Origin of the sequence: Pedobacter sp. MR2016-19 (assembly GCF_014947265.1) — a bacterium.
In the GTDB taxonomy this organism is placed as follows: domain Bacteria; phylum Bacteroidota; class Bacteroidia; order Sphingobacteriales; family Sphingobacteriaceae; genus Pedobacter.
Map to the genome: position 1 here is coordinate 241,805 of NZ_JADCNK010000004.1, position 19,852 is coordinate 261,656.

21 protein-coding genes are annotated in these 19,852 nt (G+C 36.3%); 17 read left to right on the plus strand and 4 right to left on the minus strand.

All coding sequences use genetic code 11. The annotated features are described in order from the left end of the window. Positions 1–3: 3 nt before the first annotated feature. Positions 4–831 carry a S9 family peptidase gene (locus IM793_RS08040; protein ID WP_193420507.1) on the minus strand — a complete coding sequence of 276 codons (828 nt, stop codon included), beginning with the start codon at positions 829–831 and terminating at the stop codon, positions 4–6. A gap of 395 nt (positions 832–1,226) precedes the next feature. Continuing rightward, the gene (locus IM793_RS08045) at positions 1,227–1,610 is read right to left on the minus strand and encodes a DoxX family protein (RefSeq protein WP_193420508.1); all 384 of its coding nucleotides are present in this window, start codon (positions 1,608–1,610) and stop codon (positions 1,227–1,229) included. Positions 1,611–1,745: 135 nt separating this feature from the next. Here IM793_RS08045 and hemA point away from each other — a divergent pair, with 135 nt between their 5' ends. The 15 genes from hemA (at position 1,746) to IM793_RS08120 (ending at position 16,577) form a co-directional block, all read left to right on the plus strand. Further along, entirely contained in the window at positions 1,746–2,972 is a 1,227-nt protein-coding gene (hemA, locus tag IM793_RS08050) for a glutamyl-tRNA reductase (RefSeq protein WP_193420509.1), read from the plus strand. 362 nt (positions 2,973–3,334) lie between these two features. Next, a complete protein-coding gene (hemC, locus tag IM793_RS08055) occupies positions 3,335–4,915 on the plus strand; it encodes a hydroxymethylbilane synthase (RefSeq protein ID WP_193420510.1) in 1,581 nt (526 codons plus the stop codon). Between the two features lie 189 nt (positions 4,916–5,104). Continuing rightward, positions 5,105–6,073 (plus strand): porphobilinogen synthase, encoded by a 969-nt coding sequence (gene hemB / locus IM793_RS08060; RefSeq protein WP_193420511.1) that lies wholly within the window; start codon positions 5,105–5,107, stop codon positions 6,071–6,073. A gap of 98 nt (positions 6,074–6,171) precedes the next feature. Then, entirely contained in the window at positions 6,172–7,542 is a 1,371-nt protein-coding gene (gene hemL / locus IM793_RS08065; protein WP_193420512.1) for a glutamate-1-semialdehyde 2,1-aminomutase, read from the plus strand. 114 nt (positions 7,543–7,656) lie between these two features. After that, on the plus strand, positions 7,657–8,523 hold the full coding sequence (locus IM793_RS08070; protein WP_193420513.1) for a sensor histidine kinase KdpD: 867 nt from the start codon (positions 7,657–7,659) through the stop codon (positions 8,521–8,523). Between the two features lie 8 nt (positions 8,524–8,531). Further along, a complete protein-coding gene (locus IM793_RS08075; RefSeq protein WP_025146905.1) occupies positions 8,532–9,236 on the plus strand; it encodes a response regulator transcription factor in 705 nt (234 codons plus the stop codon). Further along, complete coding sequence (locus IM793_RS08080) at positions 9,236–9,751, plus strand: hypothetical protein (RefSeq protein WP_121283715.1); 516 nt, start codon at positions 9,236–9,238, stop codon at positions 9,749–9,751. The genes IM793_RS08075 and IM793_RS08080 overlap by 1 nt, the downstream gene beginning before the upstream one ends. Before the next feature lie 200 nt (positions 9,752–9,951). Further along, positions 9,952–10,977 (plus strand): uroporphyrinogen decarboxylase, encoded by a 1,026-nt coding sequence (hemE, locus tag IM793_RS08085; RefSeq protein WP_193420514.1) that lies wholly within the window; start codon positions 9,952–9,954, stop codon positions 10,975–10,977. A gap of 46 nt (positions 10,978–11,023) precedes the next feature. Continuing rightward, complete coding sequence (locus tag IM793_RS08090; protein ID WP_193420515.1) at positions 11,024–11,257, plus strand: hypothetical protein; 234 nt, start codon at positions 11,024–11,026, stop codon at positions 11,255–11,257. Continuing rightward, positions 11,257–12,003 carry a toxin gene (locus IM793_RS08095; protein ID WP_193420516.1) on the plus strand — a complete coding sequence of 249 codons (747 nt, stop codon included), beginning with the start codon at positions 11,257–11,259 and terminating at the stop codon, positions 12,001–12,003. Before IM793_RS08090 ends, IM793_RS08095 begins: the two co-directional genes overlap by 1 nt. Continuing rightward, on the plus strand, positions 12,000–12,560 hold the full coding sequence (locus IM793_RS08100; protein WP_193420517.1) for a CopD family protein: 561 nt from the start codon (positions 12,000–12,002) through the stop codon (positions 12,558–12,560). The genes IM793_RS08095 and IM793_RS08100 overlap by 4 nt, the downstream gene beginning before the upstream one ends. A gap of 189 nt (positions 12,561–12,749) precedes the next feature. After that, entirely contained in the window at positions 12,750–13,907 is a 1,158-nt protein-coding gene (locus IM793_RS08105) for a hypothetical protein (protein ID WP_193420518.1), read from the plus strand. 473 nt (positions 13,908–14,380) lie between these two features. Beyond that, positions 14,381–14,950 (plus strand): RNA polymerase sigma factor, encoded by a 570-nt coding sequence (locus IM793_RS08110; protein ID WP_025146912.1) that lies wholly within the window; start codon positions 14,381–14,383, stop codon positions 14,948–14,950. Beyond that, entirely contained in the window at positions 14,931–15,686 is a 756-nt protein-coding gene (locus tag IM793_RS08115) for a hypothetical protein (protein WP_193420519.1), read from the plus strand. The genes IM793_RS08110 and IM793_RS08115 overlap by 20 nt, the downstream gene beginning before the upstream one ends. 105 nt (positions 15,687–15,791) lie before the next feature. Beyond that, on the plus strand, positions 15,792–16,577 hold the full coding sequence (locus IM793_RS08120) for an outer membrane beta-barrel protein (RefSeq protein ID WP_193420520.1): 786 nt from the start codon (positions 15,792–15,794) through the stop codon (positions 16,575–16,577). A 116-nt stretch (positions 16,578–16,693) separates the two neighbouring features. Here the strand turns inward: IM793_RS08120 and IM793_RS08125 are convergent, their stop codons facing one another. Further along, the gene (locus IM793_RS08125; protein ID WP_193420521.1) at positions 16,694–17,110 is read right to left on the minus strand and encodes a PIN domain-containing protein; all 417 of its coding nucleotides are present in this window, start codon (positions 17,108–17,110) and stop codon (positions 16,694–16,696) included. Beyond that, positions 17,100–17,384, minus strand: a complete 285-nt coding sequence (locus IM793_RS08130; RefSeq protein WP_116251742.1) for a DUF6364 family protein — start codon at positions 17,382–17,384, stop codon at positions 17,100–17,102. Before IM793_RS08130 ends, IM793_RS08125 begins: the two co-directional genes overlap by 11 nt. Before the next feature lie 123 nt (positions 17,385–17,507). On the opposite strand from IM793_RS08130, the gene IM793_RS08135 reads away from it, so the two are divergent. Beyond that, on the plus strand, positions 17,508–18,500 hold the full coding sequence (locus IM793_RS08135) for an ABC transporter ATP-binding protein (RefSeq protein ID WP_193420522.1): 993 nt from the start codon (positions 17,508–17,510) through the stop codon (positions 18,498–18,500). A 93-nt stretch (positions 18,501–18,593) separates the two neighbouring features. Further along, positions 18,594–19,802 carry an ATP-binding protein gene (locus IM793_RS08140; protein ID WP_193420523.1) on the plus strand — a complete coding sequence of 403 codons (1,209 nt, stop codon included), beginning with the start codon at positions 18,594–18,596 and terminating at the stop codon, positions 19,800–19,802. Positions 19,803–19,852 lie beyond the last annotated feature (50 nt).

The window sequence follows — 19,852 nt, forward strand, 5'->3', positions numbered from 1 at the left end:
TAATTATTCTTCCCCCAAAAATATCAAAACCTTTTCACCAACCTTAAACAAAAGCGGTGGTAAAGTTTCACTGGTATAAGGCTGCGTTGCACCATACACGTGATTAGCACCTTCAATTTTAACCAACCTGCTGCCCGGATTGGCTTCTGCCAAAGTTTGTGCGGTTTCAAGAGGAACATTTACATCATCATCGCCATGGATAATCAACCAGGGAATGTTTACCCTTTTTGCTGCATCTAAAATATTCAATGCAGCTGCATTTTCCTCTAAATCTTCCAATAAACTAACATTTAATGGCATCTGCTCTTTGGTACGGGCATTGGTGACGAATATTTTGCCGTTCTTTTTCCATTCTGCCTCCTGTTCTTTTTTCCACAGGCTGGCAAAATCGGCAATGGCACTCCAGGTAATCAGTTTGTTGATCCTTAAATCGTTAGAAGCCTCTATGATGGATAAGCCACCGCCGCGGCTATGGCCGATCAAGTTTACCTTGGTGTCTTTACCGTAGGCTTTTTCGATAAAATCGAGTACCGCATTTACATCAAAAAGTTCTTTCGATACGGTATTACTGGCAAAGGCATCCATATCCGTTACGTCAATAGGATCATCAACAGGAACACCGCTATGTGATAAATTGAACTTGATGTAACGGTAACCATTGCCGGCAAAATGCCTGGCCACTAGATTATGAGCCCCCCAATCTTTAAAACCTTTAAAGCCATGTATAAAGAGTATGATGGGCGTATTTGGATTTTTTTCATCAAAAGTGATGTCGCCGATAATTAATTTTCCGTCAGCACCGCTAAGGCTAAAATTGTTTTGTGTAATCATAGTTTAAAGGAATTGGTATAAAATATAAACCTACAAAATCTAATTTTGTTGTATTTGGGATAGTAAGAAACTGATTACAACTTTTAGTATAATAGCCCTGATGGAAATGGAAATCCCTTTTGGAACCGATGAATTGTTGTTTAAAGATTTTATCCAAAAGGATTGCAATGTACAGCAGGACAGTACCTTTCCCAATTGCACTGGCATTGCGCTTCAAAAAAAGCATATTATTTTAATAGGGCCTGTTTAAAAATTAAATAAAATTAATTCGTATGTCAGTCTGAGCGTAGTCGAAGACCATTTTAACACATTAATAAAATCAATCCATTACGCTCATCGTGAAAGCAAAAGGCTATGTAATATTTGCTATAAAAATTAAACAGCCTAATAATACCTTATTCTTTTGTGTAATAATACGATGCCCAGCCAATAAGCAACAACTGAAGTGGCAACCTCGCCCACGCTATAAATGGCGTTACCAGCATTTCACCCAATATAAAAGGTGCCTTTTGGATCATGTAGATGTGCGCAGGCATAAAGGCAATTAACATCATGATAATCAGTACAGCGGCCAGCTTTCTAGTCTTCTTAATCAATAATAAAAAACCGAAAACGATTTCTAATACTCCGGAAAAATAAATTAAAAATCCATGTGCAGGCAACCATTTTGGCATGATGCCGTAATAGACTGTAGTGGATAAAAAATGGTTACATCCTGCCAGAACGTAGAAAAGGGCATAAACCCAGAGAAAAAATTTATAAATTGGTCTGTTTATCATGATCGATATATAGTTTAATCTTAGAGGGTTGTTATTTAAAACCGTTCTAAATTGATGTAAATTACAGGTTAATGACAGTCACATGCCTTCACCATGTTACTTTTGTATCCCGATAATAGTTAATAACGGAAGCACTTGGAATATTTAAAAGTAATAGCTTTTACGCATCACCACATCGACCTGAAATCTTTAGGGAAATTAGTTATTTGTGATCAGAGTTTAGATAGCAGGTTGAAGAATGTTCAGGCAGAACTTCCCGTTAGCGAAATTTTCTATATCGGAACCTGTAATCGCGTGGAGTTTGTTTTTCTTACCAAAGAGAAAACCGACAAGGAATTTGTAACCAGGTTTCTTACTGTTTTAGACATGGGATTGCCTCCTGAATTTATGGAGCGTTTCCTGGATAATGTTACGGTATACGAAAACGAAGAAGCTTTTAACCATTTGCTCAGAACATCATGTTCTTTAGAGAGTTTGGTAGTTGGCGAAAAGGAAATCCTTGCACAAATCCGTAAAGCTTACGAAAACTGCCGTGATGCTGGTTTTACCGGCGATTACATGCGGATGATTATGGATCGTGTTGTTAAAACTGCAAAAGAAGTTTACACGCATACCAATATTTCGAAAAATCCGGTTTCTGTTGTTTCATTGGCCTACCGCAAACTAAAAGAGTTAAATATGTGTGGCAACTCGCGGATCTTAATTATTGGCGCGGGCGAAACCAATCAGAATATAGCAAAATACCTCAACAAACATAAATACTCCAATTTTTCAATTTTCAACCGTACGCTTTCTAAGGGCGAATCTTTGGCAGGAGAGCTGGGTGGTAAGGCTTATCCTTTGGCAGCACTTGAAGATTTTAATGAAGGATTTGATGTGATCATTACCTGTACGGGTTCAACCGAGGCGATTATTGACGAAGCTTTATACGCTAAATTGTTAAATGGCGATCAGGGCAAAAAGGTAATAGTCGATTTAGCCATTCCAAATGATGTTACACCTGCAGTAATCCATAACAATCCTGTACATTATATTGAAGTCGAATCGCTGAAAGAGGTGGCACGCAAAAATATCCAGGAACGTTATAATGAACTGGTGCATGCCGAAGAAATTATCAGCAATAACATTACCGAATTTTTCTCTGTTTTAAAACAGCGCCGAATCGAACTAGCAATGCAAGAAGTGCCAAGAAAGATTAAAGAAATCAAAAATACAGCCATAAATGGCGTGTTTGCAGATGAAATTGGTCAAATGGATGAAGCCTCGCGTGAAGTTTTAGAACGTGTAATGAACTACATGGAGAAAAAATACATCAGCGTTCCGATGGTAATGGCTAAAGAAATTTTGGTTAATCAATCTTAAGGTTTAACCGCAAAGATCGCTAAGTTTAGCGCACAAAGAACACCAATTTCAGTTTTTATCATTCTTCGGTTGTGTCATCCTGAATGAAATGAAGGATCTTTCTTTTACCAGGCATTTCCCATAACGAATTTCTTATCATTATACTGGAGGATAGTGAATTCGGGTATTGTCACCTGACTTAGCCTATCAAAGGGATTAATGTAAGATGGTAACATCTTACACCACGAATAGGATAAACTAGTCTCCTAATGTCACAGAAATCCTTTAAATTATCTCTTCTGTAACCTCACTGTCTCATTTTTAAACAATTCATGGTATAAACCACTAATTAAATTAAATTTGCAACTCATTTAACCTTTATAGTGAAGAAATTAACCATTGGAACACGCGGTAGCGACCTGGCTTTATGGCAGGCAAATCATATAAAAAATGAATTGTCTGTAATTGGAATAGAAGCAGAAATAAAAATCATTAAAACTCAGGGCGACAAAATCCTGAATTTAAGATTAGATAAACTGGAAGGCAAAGGCTTTTTTACCAAAGAATTGGAAGAAGAACTTTTGGGTGGAACAATTGATCTGGCTGTACATTGCCTTAAAGATTTACCCACTACACATCCCGAAGGATTAATTATCGCGGCTTTACCACCAAGAGAGGAAGCAAGTGAATATCTTTTGATTTTAAAAGATTGTGTAGATGTTTCGCAAAAGCTATCGTTAAAAAAAGGTGCTATGGTTGGTACTTCATCCAATCGCCGTAAAGCCCAGCTATTGGGCTTACGTCCTGATTTAGAGGTTGAGGATCTCCGTGGGAATGTACCCACCCGTATCCAAAAGCTCCGTGATGAAGATTACGATGCCATTCTGATTGCAAAAGCTGGTGTTAAGCGCTTAAATCTTGATGTGAGTGATTTACATGTGGAAGAATTGGAAACCACTGAGTTTATTCCTGCTCCCGCACAAGGCGCTTTAGCCATTCAGATCAGGGAAAACGATACTGAACTTTTTGATGCACTGCAAAAACTGCATGATCCGGAGACCGCGGAAACAGTAAACTTAGAACGTAAGGTTTTAAATCTTTTTGAAGGTGGCTGCCACATGCCTTTAGGCTGTTATTGCAGAAAGGAAAACGGAAAATTCGAAATTTGGACTTCAAAAGCCGAAACCGCTGACCATTTTCCTGAGCGTTTGTTTTTGCGTGCAGAAAGTACCGAAGGTTTAGCAGAAAAAATTGTAAGCAAATTTAATGCAGAAAGAAAGAAGCCAGCAAAGGTTTTCATTTCACGGGAAATCGGCGAGCACAGTTATTTCCGTAGGGCATTAGAAAATAATAATATTGAAATAGAAGGACGTTCATTAATTCGGACGTTCCCGATAGTAACTGTTTTAGATCAGTTTATCTTGAAGCATGTAGACTGGGTTTTCTTCAGTAGCCGCAACAGCGTTGAATATTTTTTCAACTTAAAACCGGTACTGCCAAAGAAAACAAAGTTTGGTGTGGTGGGAAGAGGTTCAGAAGATGCTTTACGTAAATTTAATCATGTTGCTGATTTTGTTGGTGAAAGTGGCGATATTACTGAAGTAGCTGAAGATTTTGCAAAATTGGTTAGCGGTCAGCAAATATTGTTTCCAAGAGCACAGGATTCTTTGCAGTCTATTCAGAAATCATTACCAGCCGATGCTAAAATAATCGATCTGCCAATTTATGAAACGGTAATTGAAGAAGATATCGATCAGAGTTATGCTGATGTGCTCATTTTTACCAGCCCTTCAAATGTTGATGCATATTTTGCTGATAATTTATTGGAGCCAGAGCAACAGGTAATTGCTATTGGAAACTCTACAGGTAAGAAGTTTGATGAAATGGGCGTGAATTATACTTTGCCATACTCGCCTGATGAAATTGGATTGGCTGAAGCAGTTTTTGGAATAGAAGTAAGGTAGAGGGTAGGGAGGTTAGGGTTAAATGTTCCTGTCTTGATACTCGATACTTAAATCTTAATACTAAATGTAAAATCCAAAAATCTGTGTAATCACCCCATTAGGAAAAAATTAAAAGATATTCAGGTCTTGATACTCGATACTAAAATCTCGATACTTCAAATCTTGATACTAAATACTTGATACAAAAAAATGTTAAATCGTCCGCGAAGATTACGGAAAAATCCGTTAGTGAGAGAGATGGTAGCCGAAACAAGGTTATCGAAAGATATGTTTGTGTACCCTTATTTCGTTGTGCCGGGCAATAATGTCATCCATGCCATTGATGCAATGCCAGGTGTAAACCATTATTCGGTTGATACTTTGATAAAAGATGTTGAAGTTGGCATAAAAAAAGGGCTCAACAAAATTATGTTGTTTGGCGTTGGCGACGAAAAATCTGAAGATGCAAGATCAGCTTATCATGATCATTCTTTAGTGCCAACGGCGGTGCGCGAGTTGAAAAAACAATTCGGTGATGATTTATATGTAATTACCGATGTTTGCGTTTGTTCTTATACCAGTCACGGCCATTGTGGTATTTTAGAAAACGACTATGTTCAAAATGATAAAACAGTTGAGGTAATCGCTAAAATGGCTTTAACGCATGCCGAAGCTGGTGCTGATATGTTTGCGCCATCGGATATGATGGATGGCCGGATTGAAGCTATGCGTAATCTTTTAGATGAAAACGGTTTTGTAAATGCAGCTATTATGAGTCATGCTACAAAATTTGCTTCTGCATATTACGGACCTTTTAGAGAGGCAGCGGATTGTGCACCAAGCAAAGGCGATAGAAAAGCTTATCAGATGGACTTCAGAAACCCGCTGGAAGCTTTAAGAGAAGCGCAGCTGGATGAACGGGAAGGCGCTGATGTGTTAATGGTGAAACCAGGATTAGCTTATTTGGATATCATCCAAAGGTTAAAACAGGACACCAATTTACCCATTGCTGTTTACAATGTATCTGGCGAATACTCCATGGTAAAAGCAGCTGCGGAACGCGGTTGGATAGACGAACAAAAAGTAGTAATGGAAACGATGCATGCCTTTGCCCGTGCAGGTGCAAGCATTGTTACCACTTACCATATTAAAGATATTTTAAATAACAATTGGATGTAATTTGAGCTGAAAGCTTAAAAGCCAAAAGACCAAAGCTATTTTATAGCGCTTTACTTTTCGCTTTAAGCTTTAGTCTTTCAGCTTTTAGCTTAATAAAAATGTTAGATTCATTAAAGAAAATGTTTTCAGGCAACGAAGCCGATATTCCGGTAAATACAGGGAGTAAACCTGATATTTCTAGAGTAAAATCAGCGGAACTGTACGAGAAATCAAAAACGTATTTCCCTGGTGGGGTAAACTCTCCGGTAAGGGCTTTTAAATCTGTTTATGGTACGCCACTTTTTATCGAGAAAGGGGACGGCTGCTTTATCTGGGATGCCGACGGTAATCAATTTATCGATTTTTGTGGTAGCTGGGGGCCACTAATTTTGGGGCATAACAATCCCAAAATCCGCGAAAAAGTTACCGAGGTGATGCAGAATGGAATGAGCTTTGGTGCGCCAACGGCTTTAGAAAATGAATTGGCTGAGCTGATTATTAAAAACAACCGTTTTGTTGAAAAGATCCGCTTCACCAGTTCGGGTACCGAAGCGGTAATGTCGGCTATACGTTTGGCAAGAGGTTTTACCGGTCGGGATAAGATTTTAAAATTTGAAGGCTGTTACCATGGCCATAGCGATTCGCTTTTAGTTAAAGCAGGTTCAGGTCTGGTTACTTTTGGAGAAACTTCCTCAGCAGGTGTACCAAAATCTTTTGCTGAAGAAACCATTGTGGTGCCTTTAAATGATAAAACAGCTATCGAACAAGCTTTTGCGCAGTTTAAAGATCAGATTGCTGCGGTAATTATCGAAGGTATTCCGGCGAATAACGGTTTAATCATGCAGGATGAAGAATACATTCATTTTTTGCGTAAAATTTGTACCGATAATGGTTCCCTTTTAATTTTTGACGAAGTAATTACTGGTTTCAGGGTAGGTTTTGAAGGAGCAGCAGCACATTATGGTATTACGCCTGATATTGTTACTTATGGCAAAATCATTGGCGGTGGATTACCCGTTGGTATGTATGGTGCGCGCGCTGAAATTATGGCGCATATTTCTCCTGATGGTGGTGTATACCAGGCAGGCACGTTATCTGGGAATCCTGTGGCTATGGCAGCTGGAATTGCCACTTTAACAGAATTAAATAAATCGGGTTTTTACAAAGACCTGAATAATAAGGCACAAGAATTTGTAGCCAGTATTCAGCGTTTTGCCACCGCGCGTAATTATAAATTTAAAGTATTTACCATTGGCTCTATCTTCTGGTTTGCTTTTACCGATAAAGATAAAATCCAATCGGCTGATGACATCGATGCTGGAAGCATGGAGAAATTCAAAGTGATGCACCGGGAATTATTGAATAGAGGGATTTATTTAGGTCCATCGGGATACGAAGTTGGTTTCGTATCTTCAGCACATACAAAGATTGAATTGGAGAAAGCGAAACGTGCTATTTTTGAAGCATTAGATTTGGTATTTAAGAAGTAGCTTTTAACCCATTATATGATACTGTGCGATGGTTCGTGGAGACACGAACCATGGAGAAAAATAATCTGTGTAATCACCCAATCTGTGTAATCAACCCGAAGGAAAAACTGATAAATGAAGAAATCTATAATTATATTTTACGCATTATTGCTTTATGCGATGATTCAGCTCATTTCATGGGGAACATTGGTGGTGCGTTTGCAACCCAGTCGCATGACGATGATTATGGGTGAAGGATCGGTATTTGTATTTTTGCTTTGTATTGGTGGCTACTTTCTCCATCAATCCTTAAAACGTGAAGATAAATTAAGAGAACAGCAACAGAACTTTTTAATGTCGATTACTCATGAATTAAAATCTCCTTTAGCGGCAATCAAACTTTCCATTCAAACTATTGTTAAACGGGATTTGGATAAAGCACGTCAAATCTCCTTATTAAATAATTCGTTAAAAGATATTGAGCGTTTGGACGATCTGGTCGAAAATATGCTATTGGCTACCAAGATCGAAAACCGTTCTTACACTTTTCCGAAAGAGGAATTTAATTTTTCAGAACTGGTATATAAAATCACCGATCGGTTACAGGTTCACTCTTGTGGCAACGAACAATTGATAAGTGCCCAAATTCAGCCAAATTTGCAGATAATGGGTGACAAATTTGCCTTATCGTCAGTTGTAACCAATTTGATCGAGAATGCAGTTAAGTATTCAAGTCCATGCGATGAGATAAATGTGCATTTAAATGATGTAGATGGTCATATTCACTTAAGTGTTATAGATAAAGGGCCAGGTATTTCAGATGCGGAAAAAATGTTGATATTTGATAAGTTTTACCGCGTTGGTAACGAGAATGTCAGAAAAGCGAAAGGAACAGGTTTAGGCTTGTTTATTGTGAAAGAGGTTTTACAATACCATGATGCAGATATTACAGTAAAAGACAATTTGCCTCAAGGAAGTATTTTTGAAGTAACATTTAGTTAATCTCAATTATGTCACAAAAATTAAGAATTCTATTGGTAGAAGACGAGGATCACTTGTTAGATGCTATCAAATTAAACCTTGAACTTGAGGGTTATAAAGTTCACGCCGTTAAAGATGGCAAAACCGCTCTTAAAATTTTTAAAGAAGAACGCTTCAATCTGATTATTTTAGATGTAATGTTGCCTGAAATGGATGGTTTCCAGGTTTGCGAAACAATCCGTTTAGAGAATGCAGAAGTTCCGATTATGTTTTTAACAGCTAAAAACACTTCGGAAGACCGTGTTTTAGGTTTGAAAAAAGGAGCTGACGATTATTTGGTTAAACCATTTAACTTAGAAGAATTAATTCTTCGTGTGGGTATTTTGGTTAAACGCAGTTTAAAATCTGACGATTTAAAAGAATTAAATTCTTACAAAATCGGTGATAAAACGATCTATTTTAACTCTTTCGAATTGAAACATGATGATGGTACCATTACGCCATTAACCAAAAAAGAAACGATGTTGTTGAAACTGTTGATCGAGCGTAAAAACGATGCCGTTTCGAGAGAGCAAATTTTAGAAACCGTTTGGAATTATGATGTTTATCCATCAACCAGAACGATTGATAATTTCATCTTAACGTTCCGTAAGTATTTCGAACCAGATCAAAAAAATCCAGTTTATTTCCACTCCATCCGTGGTGTAGGCTATAAGTTTACTGATAGTCATTAATGTACAATAATAAAGGCAGATATGCTTTAATGGCAGTTTTTGTGCTGGCTGCGTTGGTTTGTATTTTTTACAATCAATACCAGTTAGCCGCTGTCTCAGGGCTTTTATTTGCTTTTGTTGTTTGGAGCCATTTTAAGCATAGTTCAGTTTTGATGGCATCGAAACATTTCAAAAATAACGAATTCGGTAAAACCAAAGCCTTATTGGCAGAGGTGGTTAAGCCAGAGCGCTTAGCTAAAAATCGAAGGGGTTATTACGAATTTATGCAAGGCAATATGGCTTTGAAGGAAGAAGACTACGATAAGGCTGAATATCACTTTCAGTTGGCGAGTCGTTTTCCGGTGGGCGGAAAAAACGAGAAATCGTATGTGCTGATCCATTTGGCTAATCTCGCTTTACGGAAGAAAGACAGAGAAAGGGCCGAAGCTTATACTAAATTGGCTAAGGAACTTGCCGAATCGCAACGCTCGAAAGACATTATCGTTAAGATTGAAAAAGAAATAAGCAAAATATAATAGGACTATTGTCGTTTTGAATAAACGAAGCACCAGTTTTTGATAAAAAGGTACTTCGTTTTTTTTTTATTTAATACCTTTGCCCAATTAAATTTTAAGCTATTAGTCATCCTGAATTCAGTTCAGGATCTAAAAAAGATGCTGAAATAATCCGATAGCTATCGGATCAGCATGACGCGTAGTGACACGAAATACAAATCATGAAGAATAACTTATTTTTAGACGCTGCATTTTCAAAACAAACAGAACGCCCGCCAGTGTGGATGATGCGTCAGGCAGGTCGTTTTATGCCACAATATTGGGAAATTAAAAACAAATACTCTTTTTTAGAGATGTGTAAGACTCCCGAAATTGCAGCCGACGTAACGATGTTACCTGTTGATTTATTAGGAATTGATGCCGCGATTTTATTCTGTGATATTTTGGTAACAGGTGAGGCTATGGGTGGCGATTTGAGTTTTACCCAAGGTGTTGGTCCAAAGTTTGCAAACCCTGTACGTAATGCCCAGGACATTGAAAACCTAAATGTTGATTGTCTGGACGAATTGCAGTATGTAGCTGATGCCATTAAAGTGATTCAACAACGCTTAAATGGAGACATTCCTTTAATTGGTTTTGCTGGTGCACCATTTACAGTAATGAGTTATTTAATTGAAGGAGGTTCATCTAAAGATTTTAAATTAACCAAGTTATTTATACACAACCAACCAGAACTGGCACATAAACTTTTGGCTAAAATTGCTAAAGTAACAGCCGATTATCTTAACCTTCAAATTGCTGCCGGCGTTAATGCAGTGCAGATTTTCGATAGTTGGGCGCTTGCTTTATCATGGAATGATTATCAGGAGTTTTCTCACCGTTATATCCAGGAAATTATTGCCAACTTGAATAGGAAAGATATTCCGGTAATTTCTTTCTGTAAAGGAAGTTCGGTTTTTGCACCGATTATGGCAGAAGCTAAACCAGACGTAATTTCAGTTGACTGGAATGCAGATTTATTGAACATTAAAAATGCTTTGCCTGCTGGTATTGCTGTTCAGGGGAATTTAGATCCACATATTTTATACGCAGATAAAGCAGTAATTAAAGCACAAATCCACAAGTTATTCGAACGTATGCGCGGTACCGAAGGATTTATCTTCAACTTAGGTCACGGTATTATGCCTGATATTCCTTTCGATAATGTGAAGTATGCCATTGATGTGGTGAAGGAGTTTAGGTATTAACCGAATCATTTGATTTTTTGTATATTAGCTTTATAACTTCAATAGTATGACTGTTAAATCTTTGAATGATGAGGATAAGCTGCCGATTAAACAATTAATTAGAGCCGTTAATAAGAAGATGGAGGATGTTCTAAGGGTTGTTGATGCCTTAAATTTAGGTAGGACCGAAGTTAAAGCGGATGGTGTTTACAGAACATTCAACAACGGAGATACAGTTAAAGTAGCGGAAGGTAATTTTAAAAGAAGAAGAGTTTCTGTAAAGAGAATTAAGCTTTTTTAATGCCCAAAAAACTTAAATTAAGGATTTTTGCAGGACCAAATGGTTCTGGTAAAACTACTTTTTTTGATTCTATAAAATCAAGCTATTTCTCCACCCGAATTTTTGTTAATGCAGGTTTATTGGAAGAAGAATTTAAGAAGAAGAATTTTCTAAACTTATCTGATTTTGAAATCGATGCTACTAATGAAGATTTTGAATCGTTTTGCTTTCAAAATGGACTTTTCATAAAAGCTGGATTTGACAAAAAAAACTGGAACTTAGCTGTAAGAGAAAATGTTATTGTTAAAGCCTTATCAAGCTCAACAATTTATAATTCTTATCATTTTGCCATTGTCGCTGATTTTATTCGATACTCATTAATCAGAAATAAAAAGTCTTTCAGCTTCGAAACGGTGTTTTCACATGCTTCTAAATTAGATCTTATCGATTTTGCTCATCGTAATAATTATAAGGTCTATCTTTATTTTATTGGTACTGAGACACCAAAGATGAATTTAGAACGAGTAAAGGATCGGGTTTCGAAAGGAGGCCATTTAGTTGATGCAGAAAAGATTGAGAAACGATATTTTTTGACAATGGATTTATTAATTGAGATGCTTAAAAAAGTAGATCAAACCTATCTTTGGGACAATTCTGAAACAAAACACAATTATGTTGGTGAAATTTGTGATGGAATATTAAATCTACAACTTACTAATATCCCAAATTGGATTGATACTTACATTTTGAATAAAATAAAACAATGATAGAAATCCTATTGCCATTTTACCAATATTTTAAAGCTGTACACATTGTGTTTGTAATTAGCTGGATGGCTGGTTTATTTTATATTTTAAGTCTTTTTATTTACCATACCGAAGCTAAAGATAAACCTGAACCTGAAAAAAGTATCCTCCAAAAACAGTTTGTTAAAATGGAAGCTACTTTATGGAAGATTATTGCTACCCCGGCCATGATTATTTCTGTTTTGGCAGGGGTATCTATGCTAACTTTAAATCCAGACTTGCTTCAAGCCGATTGGATGTGGGTAAAGCTAGGTTTTGTAATTGGCTTACTCATCTATCATTTCATTTGTCAAAACATCGTTAAGCAGCTTAAAAATGATCAGTATAAACTAACTAGCTTTCAGTTGAGGTTATGGCGTGAACTGGCTACCATTTTTATGATTGCCATTGTATTTGTTGTGATTCTTAAAAGCGCTATTAACTGGATTTACGGTTTAGTTGGCATAATGGGCGTAGCAATGGCCATCATGATTGCAGTTAAACTGTATAAAAATTATCGTAAAAAAAGTGGCGAATAATCTTTAAACCACAAAGTCACCAATGCACAAAGAATATTGTTTGTAATTAAAGGTGTCAAAAAAACTTGGTGTCCTTTGTGCCTTGGTGGTCAGCCTATGTTAACTTTGTTTCCTTTGCGTAAACTTCGCGTTCTTTGCGGTTAAATAAACGAAAAACTATTCTAAATTTGGGCGATAAAATCCAAGCTCATGTTTACAACTACAGGTCAGAAAATGGCCTTAATCTTAATAACTTTTCTTTTCAGTTCTTATTTTGCTTCGGCACAGTTTAATCAATCAGCCTTCGAAAACAGGATCCGTCCTGATAGCAGCTTAACTAATGAGGTTCACTTCAATTTCTACAATTTAAACTACGTCCGTAATTACGAGTATACCAACGATTTTCATGACGGTTATACCCTGTACGGAACACAGTTGCAACCTCAAATTGTTTATTATGCGCATCCTAATCTTGCCATTACTGCTGGTGCTTTTATCAGAAAAGATTTCGGGCGGAACGGGATTTCTGATGCTAAACCTTTATTCAGCTTAAAATACCATAAGCGTAACCTCACTTTAATTTTTGGTAGTTTAGAAGGAAACATTCAGCATAAATATATTGAACCTTTATACGATTTCGAAAGAACTTTAACTACGCCGATTGAATATGGAACGCAATTATTGGTTGAGCGTAAGAAATTTACCTTAGATGCCTGGATTGCCTGGCAAAAAATGATCTACAAAGGTGATCCGGCTAAAGAAGAGATTATTGGTGGTTTATCAACCGAAAGTTTCTTAATCAAAAATGACGACTGGAAATTGAGTATTCCTGCACAGTTTTTAGCTTTTCACCAGGGCGGACAAATTGATGTGTTAAAAGAAATCCCGATTACCACCATGTTTAATGGCGCAACAGGTATAAAGCTGCATAAAGCTATTAATTCCAATATTAAACAGGTATATACTGATAACTATATTGCCGTTTACAAAGATTTCTCGCCCGACAAAAGAAGGGCTTACCAAGGTGGTTTTGGTTTATGGTTAAATGCTGGTTTAGAAAGTAAGTGGGGCAGTTTGGTTGCTTCTTACTGGAAGGGCAATAACTTTATTTCGATTAAAGGTATGCCACTTTATGAATCGGTTTCAGATAACCTGTACAGTCCGGGCTTGAGGCAAAGTTCAAGAAACATTGTTTCGTTGCGTTATGCGTACCAAAAAGAATTAATTCCGCATTTATATCTTGATGTTCGTTTCGAACCGCATATCGATCTTGATCATACCGATAAACAACTTCAGTTTAACCATTCCTTCTTTTTGACCTATAAACAGGATTTCAAATTGTTTAAGGTGAAGAAAGCTGAGAGGTAAAAGGTGTAAGGTTTAGGGTTGCTAAACTCATATCATTTCAAACCCCGAGGTATAAACCTGCGGGGTTTGTTGTTTGTAGACTTCCGAAGTTACCCCTGCGCCCAACTCCCTTTGAAACTTCGGAAGTCCCTGCCTGCTAAACCCGATAGCAGTGGAAATCCTTTTTTCTGTAGCAACCTTGAATATACTGTCATGCTGAGGCACGAAGCATCTGCAACCGATGAAACAGATGCTTCGTGCCTCAGCATGACAGAAGTATAAAAAAGATTGCAGCGGATAGCGGGACTAACACCTCAAAAATGCTCCTGTCTTTGCTTTTCAAATCAAAAAACTATATCTTTCTTGAAAATTATTTTAATCATATCTGTCTGATAATCAATAGCTATATTTCTAAATTTAACTTTATTTAACTTTTTTTCTCACCCCATGCAACCATTGTTTGTAATTGCCCATCTTCTATATACAAACACACAATGAAATTGACGCGAAGCTATACGATAAACGATTTGATGGAAGGCTGCAAAGCTGGCGACCGGAAGATGCAAGAGCTGCTTTACAAGCAAACTGCATCGAAGATGTTGGCCGTTTGTATGCGCTACGCCAAAGATAGAATGGAGGCAGAAGATGTGCTGCAGATGGGGTACATTAAAATTTTTCAGAAAATAAAAGAGTATAGGGGCGATGGCTCTTTTGAGGGCTGGATTAGAAGGGTTATGGTGAATACTGCAATTGAAAGTTACCGTAAAAATTTACGCAGCTTAAATGTTGTAGAAATAGATGAGGCTTACGAGCAACCATCAACCGGATTTGATTTTGGAACTTTAGGGATGCAGGATTTAATGAAGGTGATACAAAAACTGGCAGATGGTTACCGAATGGTTTTTAACATGTACGTAATTGAAGGTTATTCGCACAAAGAAATTGGAGAAACGCTTGGGATCTCAGAAGGCGCGAGTAAATCGCAACTGTCGAGAGCAAGGGCAATATTAAAAGAAGAAATTATAAAAATGGAGGGATTTGGTTATGCAACCTATACGGGATAAAGATTTTGATCAGTTATTTAAAGATGCTTTTGTTGATGCGGAAGTTACACCTTCGAGAGATTTATGGAGCAATATAGAAAGTAAAATAATACCTAAGAAGAAAAGAATTATACCAATTTATTGGTTATCGGCTGCAGCGGTTTTGCTTATCGCCACAGTTGGGATTTTGCTTTATCAACAGCAGAATAATATTAATAAGGGTAAACAATTAGCCAATAATACAATTGAAAAGCCTAAGCCAGTAGTGGAAACACCAGTTGTAAAAGATCAGCCACCTGTAGTAGTTGAACCGGTCATAGATGTTGCACCAATTTTACCAGTTGAGGCTAAACCAGCAAGGACTATTGACAAAACAAAGGTGAAACAAGATAAACCTGCTTTAGAGCAACCGCGAATAATTACGGCCCCTGAAATGCAAAAGCAAGAAACCATTGTGGCTAAAGTTGAAGAGCCTAAAAAAGATATTAGAACGAAAATCGAAGAGGCTATTCTGCAACCTAAAGAAGAAACGGTAATAGTTGCTAACCCTACAGCGATTAAAACGGATGATCCTGTTAACGAAAACGAACAGAACAATAAAGGTATCCGCAACGTTGGCGATGTAGTAAACCTGATTGTTAACAAAATGGATAAAAGAAAAGATAAGCTAATTCAGTTCCGTACTGATGATGATGATTCTTCTTTGTCATCAATCAATATCGGTCCGTTTAAAATAGGCAAACGTAATAAGAAGTAAACAGTTGTCAGTTTACAATTAACAGTTTTTAGTTAGCAGTATTCGACATTTAAACTTTACAACATTCAATAATTCACTCATTTAATAACTCAACAACACACAGATATGAAACGTCTAATATTTACAACACTTTTGGTAAGCGGGCTTGCCGGTGTTATGGCTCCAGGTGCTTTTGCACAACAAGACAGCACCAAAAAGAAAATGGATTATAGTGAAGGCCATGGTATTATGATTACTACAAAATCAGCAGATTCAGCAAAAAAAGGCCGTTTTGTAGGTGGAATCACTTTTACCAGGGTTGATTGGGGATTTTCCAGATTGATAGACAATGGAAGTTTTAATTTATCTCCTAATAATGATTTTTTAGATTACAAAGGTGGAAAAACCAGTACATTCTCTTTTGATGTTTTACAGTTTGGCTACCGCTTTAATTCTAACTTTAAAGTTTATGTAGCAGGAGGATTTGACTGGACTTTAATCCGTTTAAGAAAAGACATTACGATCGCTAAAAATTCTAACGAGTTTGTTTATACTGATCAATCACCAGTACATTTCTCTAAAAACCGTTTCTCCAGCAGTTATGTACATATTCCATTAAACTTCGAATTCCGTACCAGCGAAAACAAAAACGGTAAAAGATTTTACCTGGTGTTAGGTCCGGAGGTTAGCTTTTTGCTAAATGGAAAAATTAAACAGATAAGCGAAGAACGTGGTAAAGAAAAACAATATGATAGCTACCACTTTCAATCGGTTCGTTACGGAGGTACAGTTAGATTTGGTTACGGAGGTATAGGATTGTTTACCAAATATTACTTTAACGACATGTTTACTACTGCTCAACAAGCTGGCTTAAAGAATATGAGTTTCGGGGTTACTTTCGGATTAAATTAACGAGTTGATTAATTCTCTCCTTCAGGAGAGATGTCCGAAGGACAGAGAGGTTAAAACTTTAATACACACCAAATGAACAGATCCTGTTTCGGTTAGGCGAGACAGGATTTTTTGTTTTATAATGTTTTTAGAAACATTTCAGGAGTTAAAACACTTAATTTACTCTTTTTATAATCTTTAATATTCCGGGTAACTATAGTGTTAATTAAACCATTGCTTTCCGCAGAGAAATTTTGGAGTGCATCTTCAAAATCAGAAAATTCTGAATCGATGGATTCCATAATAACATTTTTGTCAATAATTAAAATATCTAAAAACGTAAATAGAATCTTGAAGTCGGCCAAAATGTCTTTATGTTGAAAGTGTTTTCTCAACAAATAGTATATGTTTGCTATAATTAAGCCTGTAACAAAACCATTAATTACCCTATTTGCGCATAAATTTAGAATTTGGGCTGAATGATCAAGATGAGGTTCCCTTTTTAGGAAAAAATCGAGTAAAATATCTGAATCAATCAGTATGTTATTTTTCATTATTATTTAAATACTTTTGATACTTCTCATCTCTGATTTTTTCCAGTTCTTTTTTATAGTCGTAATCTTCAGGTAAGTCTACTTTAGGGCGAAGCATTAATGATTTTATCAGCGGAGAAAGTTCAATATCCTTACTTACAGTTTCTTCTTTTTGAGTCACTGATTTTAGTAAATTTTCTATTACTGATGACAAGCTCTTACCTTGATGCTGTGCATATATTTTTGCCCGTTTTATAACAGATTCATCTATTGTCAGGGTTAATTTTGCATTCATAATCTTTTATTTATCTAAAGTTAAATAAATAATATTGTACGTGCAAAATTTTAAAAAAACACACGTGTATTTTGCTTTGAGCTTTAGTCTTTCCACTTTAAGCTTATTCACTATCTTTACCGCGTGAGCAATACCTTAATCAGCGTTAAAAATTTAACCAAGCAATATCAGGCAGAACAGGCCGGTGGAATTAAAAATGTAAGTTTCGAGATAAAAAGGGGTGATGTCGTGGCCATTATCGGCGAGAGCGGTAGCGGAAAATCGACTTTACTGAAATCCATTTACGGATTGCTGAAAACAGATGAGGGTGAAATCTTTTTCGAAGACCAAAGGGTTAAAGGTCCGGATGAACAATTGATTCCTGGCCACAAGCAGATGAAAATGGTGACGCAGGATTTTTCGTTAAATATTTACGCTAAAGTTTACGATAATATTGCCTCACAGTTATCGAATACGGATCTGAAAACCAAGGCCGAAAAAACTTTGGCTATCATGGAACATCTGCGGATTCTTCCATTACAGAACAAAAAAATAATAGAGCTTAGTGGCGGCGAGCAGCAGCGCGTGGCCATAGCAAAGGCAATGGTTGCCGATACGCAGGTTTTACTATTAGACGAACCCTTTAGCCAGGTTGATGCCTTGCTTAAAAACCAGCTAAGGGCTGATATAAAACGTGTTGCAGCAGAAACTGGCGTAACAGTTATTCTTGTCTCTCACGACCCTGCTGATGGTTTATTTCTTGCCGACCAATTACTCATTTTGCGAAACGGCGAACTTTTGCAAACAGGTAGGCCTATAGATATTTATCAAAATCCAAAACATATTTATACTGCTCAAATTTTAGGCAATGCAGTTGTTTTGTCTCGTGGGGATGCAGAGAAAATAGGCTTAAAAACTTTTGCAGGAAATGTAGTTTTTTATCCGGAATGGGCAGAAATCAGCAATAATTGGAGCAGTAGACGTTTTGAAGTAAAAGATGTTTACTATAAAGGATTTTATGACGAATTGCTGTTAGAAAGAAATGGCGTTAGCGTTCGGGTCTTACAGTTGAACAGGGGAGAGCATAAAAAAAACGACCATGTTCAGCTGAACATTAGTCGGTATTTAGAGTTTTAAATGTAATTATATATTTGATGATTTTTTACAAAAGTTATAATTATAATTATAACTTTTATGTATATTTGATTTAGTTATAGTTATGATTACAATATGAATATACCTATTGATGTTTTAAATCGCGATAAGTACATATACCAAATACAACCTTTCATACGTAAAAATCTGATTAAAGTTTTAACAGGGCAACGTAGGGTGGGAAAGAGTTATCTGGTTTTTCAGATTATAAACAATATTATTGAACAGGATAGGGATGCAAATATTATTTACATTAATAAAGAAGATTTACAGTTCGATTTTATTCAAAATGCAAGTGATTTAAATGATTACATCCTATTAAAAGTAAAACCTGATCTGTATAATTACATATTTATAGATGAAATACAGGATATAACTGATTTTGAAAAAGCATTAAGATCACTTTTACTCGATCAAAATAACGATATCTACATTACAGGTAGCAACGCAAAATTGCTTTCGGGAGAGTTAGCAACTTATTTAAGCGGAAGATACATTGAATTTACTATTTATAGTCTGTCGTATTCTGAATTTTTATTGTTTCATAAATTGAAGAATAGTGATAAAAATATGGAATACTATTTTAAGTATGGTGGATTACCCTATCTAATTAACCTAACTTTAAATGAGCAGGCTTTCGAATATCTTAATAGCATTTATACCACTATATTATTCAGGGATGTTGTTTCGAGATATAATCTGAGAAATACTAATTTCTTGGAAAAACTCGTTCTTTTCCTGGCAGATAATATTGGAAGTTTGTTTTCCGCAAAAAAAATAAGCGATTTTCTTAAATCTCAACAAACCAATATAGCCCCGAATCAAATACAAACTTATACCAAGTATTTGGTAAATGCATATATTATTCATGAGATAGACCGTTATGATATTATTGGGAAAAGGATTTTTGAAACAGGTAGTAAATTTTATTTTGAAAATACAGGCATTAGAAATGCTATTATTGGATATAGGCCGCAGGATGTAGGGAAACTACTCGAGAATGTAGTATATAATCATCTTCTGTATTTGGGCTACAAAATAAAAGTTGGCACAGTAAATACAAAGGAAATTGATTTTATTGGTGAGCGCAAAGGTGAATTTATTTATATCCAGGTTGCCTTAAAATTAGAAGATGAAGCAACAATTAAGCGCGAATTTGAAAACCTACTACAGATTGACAACAACTATCCAAAATATGTAATTACCAATAGTCAATTTAATGGCAATACATATCAAGGGATACAACATGTTTACATCCGTGACTTTTTAATGTGGGAAAATTAGAGCATAAAAAAAAACGACCACATTCAATTGAACATTAGTCGTTTTTTAGC

Excerpts from the sequence above, each read along its gene's own strand:
- IM793_RS08040 (WP_193420507.1), bottom strand. The coding sequence starts at position 831 with ATGATTACACAAAACAATTTTAGCCTTAGCGGTGCTGACGGAAAATTA.
- IM793_RS08045 (WP_193420508.1), bottom strand. The coding sequence starts at position 1,610 with ATGATAAACAGACCAATTTATAAATTTTTTCTCTGGGTTTATGCCCTT.
- hemB (WP_193420511.1), top strand. The coding sequence starts at position 5,105 with ATGTTAAATCGTCCGCGAAGATTACGGAAAAATCCGTTAGTGAGAGAG.
- hemL (WP_193420512.1), top strand. The coding sequence starts at position 6,172 with ATGTTAGATTCATTAAAGAAAATGTTTTCAGGCAACGAAGCCGATATT.
- IM793_RS08070 (WP_193420513.1), top strand. The coding sequence starts at position 7,657 with ATGAAGAAATCTATAATTATATTTTACGCATTATTGCTTTATGCGATG.
- IM793_RS08075 (WP_025146905.1), top strand. The coding sequence starts at position 8,532 with ATGTCACAAAAATTAAGAATTCTATTGGTAGAAGACGAGGATCACTTG.
- IM793_RS08080 (WP_121283715.1), top strand. The coding sequence starts at position 9,236 with ATGTACAATAATAAAGGCAGATATGCTTTAATGGCAGTTTTTGTGCTG.
- hemE (WP_193420514.1), top strand. The coding sequence starts at position 9,952 with ATGAAGAATAACTTATTTTTAGACGCTGCATTTTCAAAACAAACAGAA.
- IM793_RS08090 (WP_193420515.1), top strand. The coding sequence starts at position 11,024 with ATGACTGTTAAATCTTTGAATGATGAGGATAAGCTGCCGATTAAACAA.
- IM793_RS08095 (WP_193420516.1), top strand. The coding sequence starts at position 11,257 with ATGCCCAAAAAACTTAAATTAAGGATTTTTGCAGGACCAAATGGTTCT.
- IM793_RS08100 (WP_193420517.1), top strand. The coding sequence starts at position 12,000 with ATGATAGAAATCCTATTGCCATTTTACCAATATTTTAAAGCTGTACAC.
- IM793_RS08105 (WP_193420518.1), top strand. The coding sequence starts at position 12,750 with ATGTTTACAACTACAGGTCAGAAAATGGCCTTAATCTTAATAACTTTT.
- IM793_RS08110 (WP_025146912.1), top strand. The coding sequence starts at position 14,381 with ATGAAATTGACGCGAAGCTATACGATAAACGATTTGATGGAAGGCTGC.
- IM793_RS08115 (WP_193420519.1), top strand. The coding sequence starts at position 14,931 with ATGCAACCTATACGGGATAAAGATTTTGATCAGTTATTTAAAGATGCT.
- IM793_RS08120 (WP_193420520.1), top strand. The coding sequence starts at position 15,792 with ATGAAACGTCTAATATTTACAACACTTTTGGTAAGCGGGCTTGCCGGT.
- IM793_RS08125 (WP_193420521.1), bottom strand. The coding sequence starts at position 17,110 with ATGAAAAATAACATACTGATTGATTCAGATATTTTACTCGATTTTTTC.
- IM793_RS08130 (WP_116251742.1), bottom strand. The coding sequence starts at position 17,384 with ATGAATGCAAAATTAACCCTGACAATAGATGAATCTGTTATAAAACGG.
- IM793_RS08140 (WP_193420523.1), top strand. The coding sequence starts at position 18,594 with ATGAATATACCTATTGATGTTTTAAATCGCGATAAGTACATATACCAA.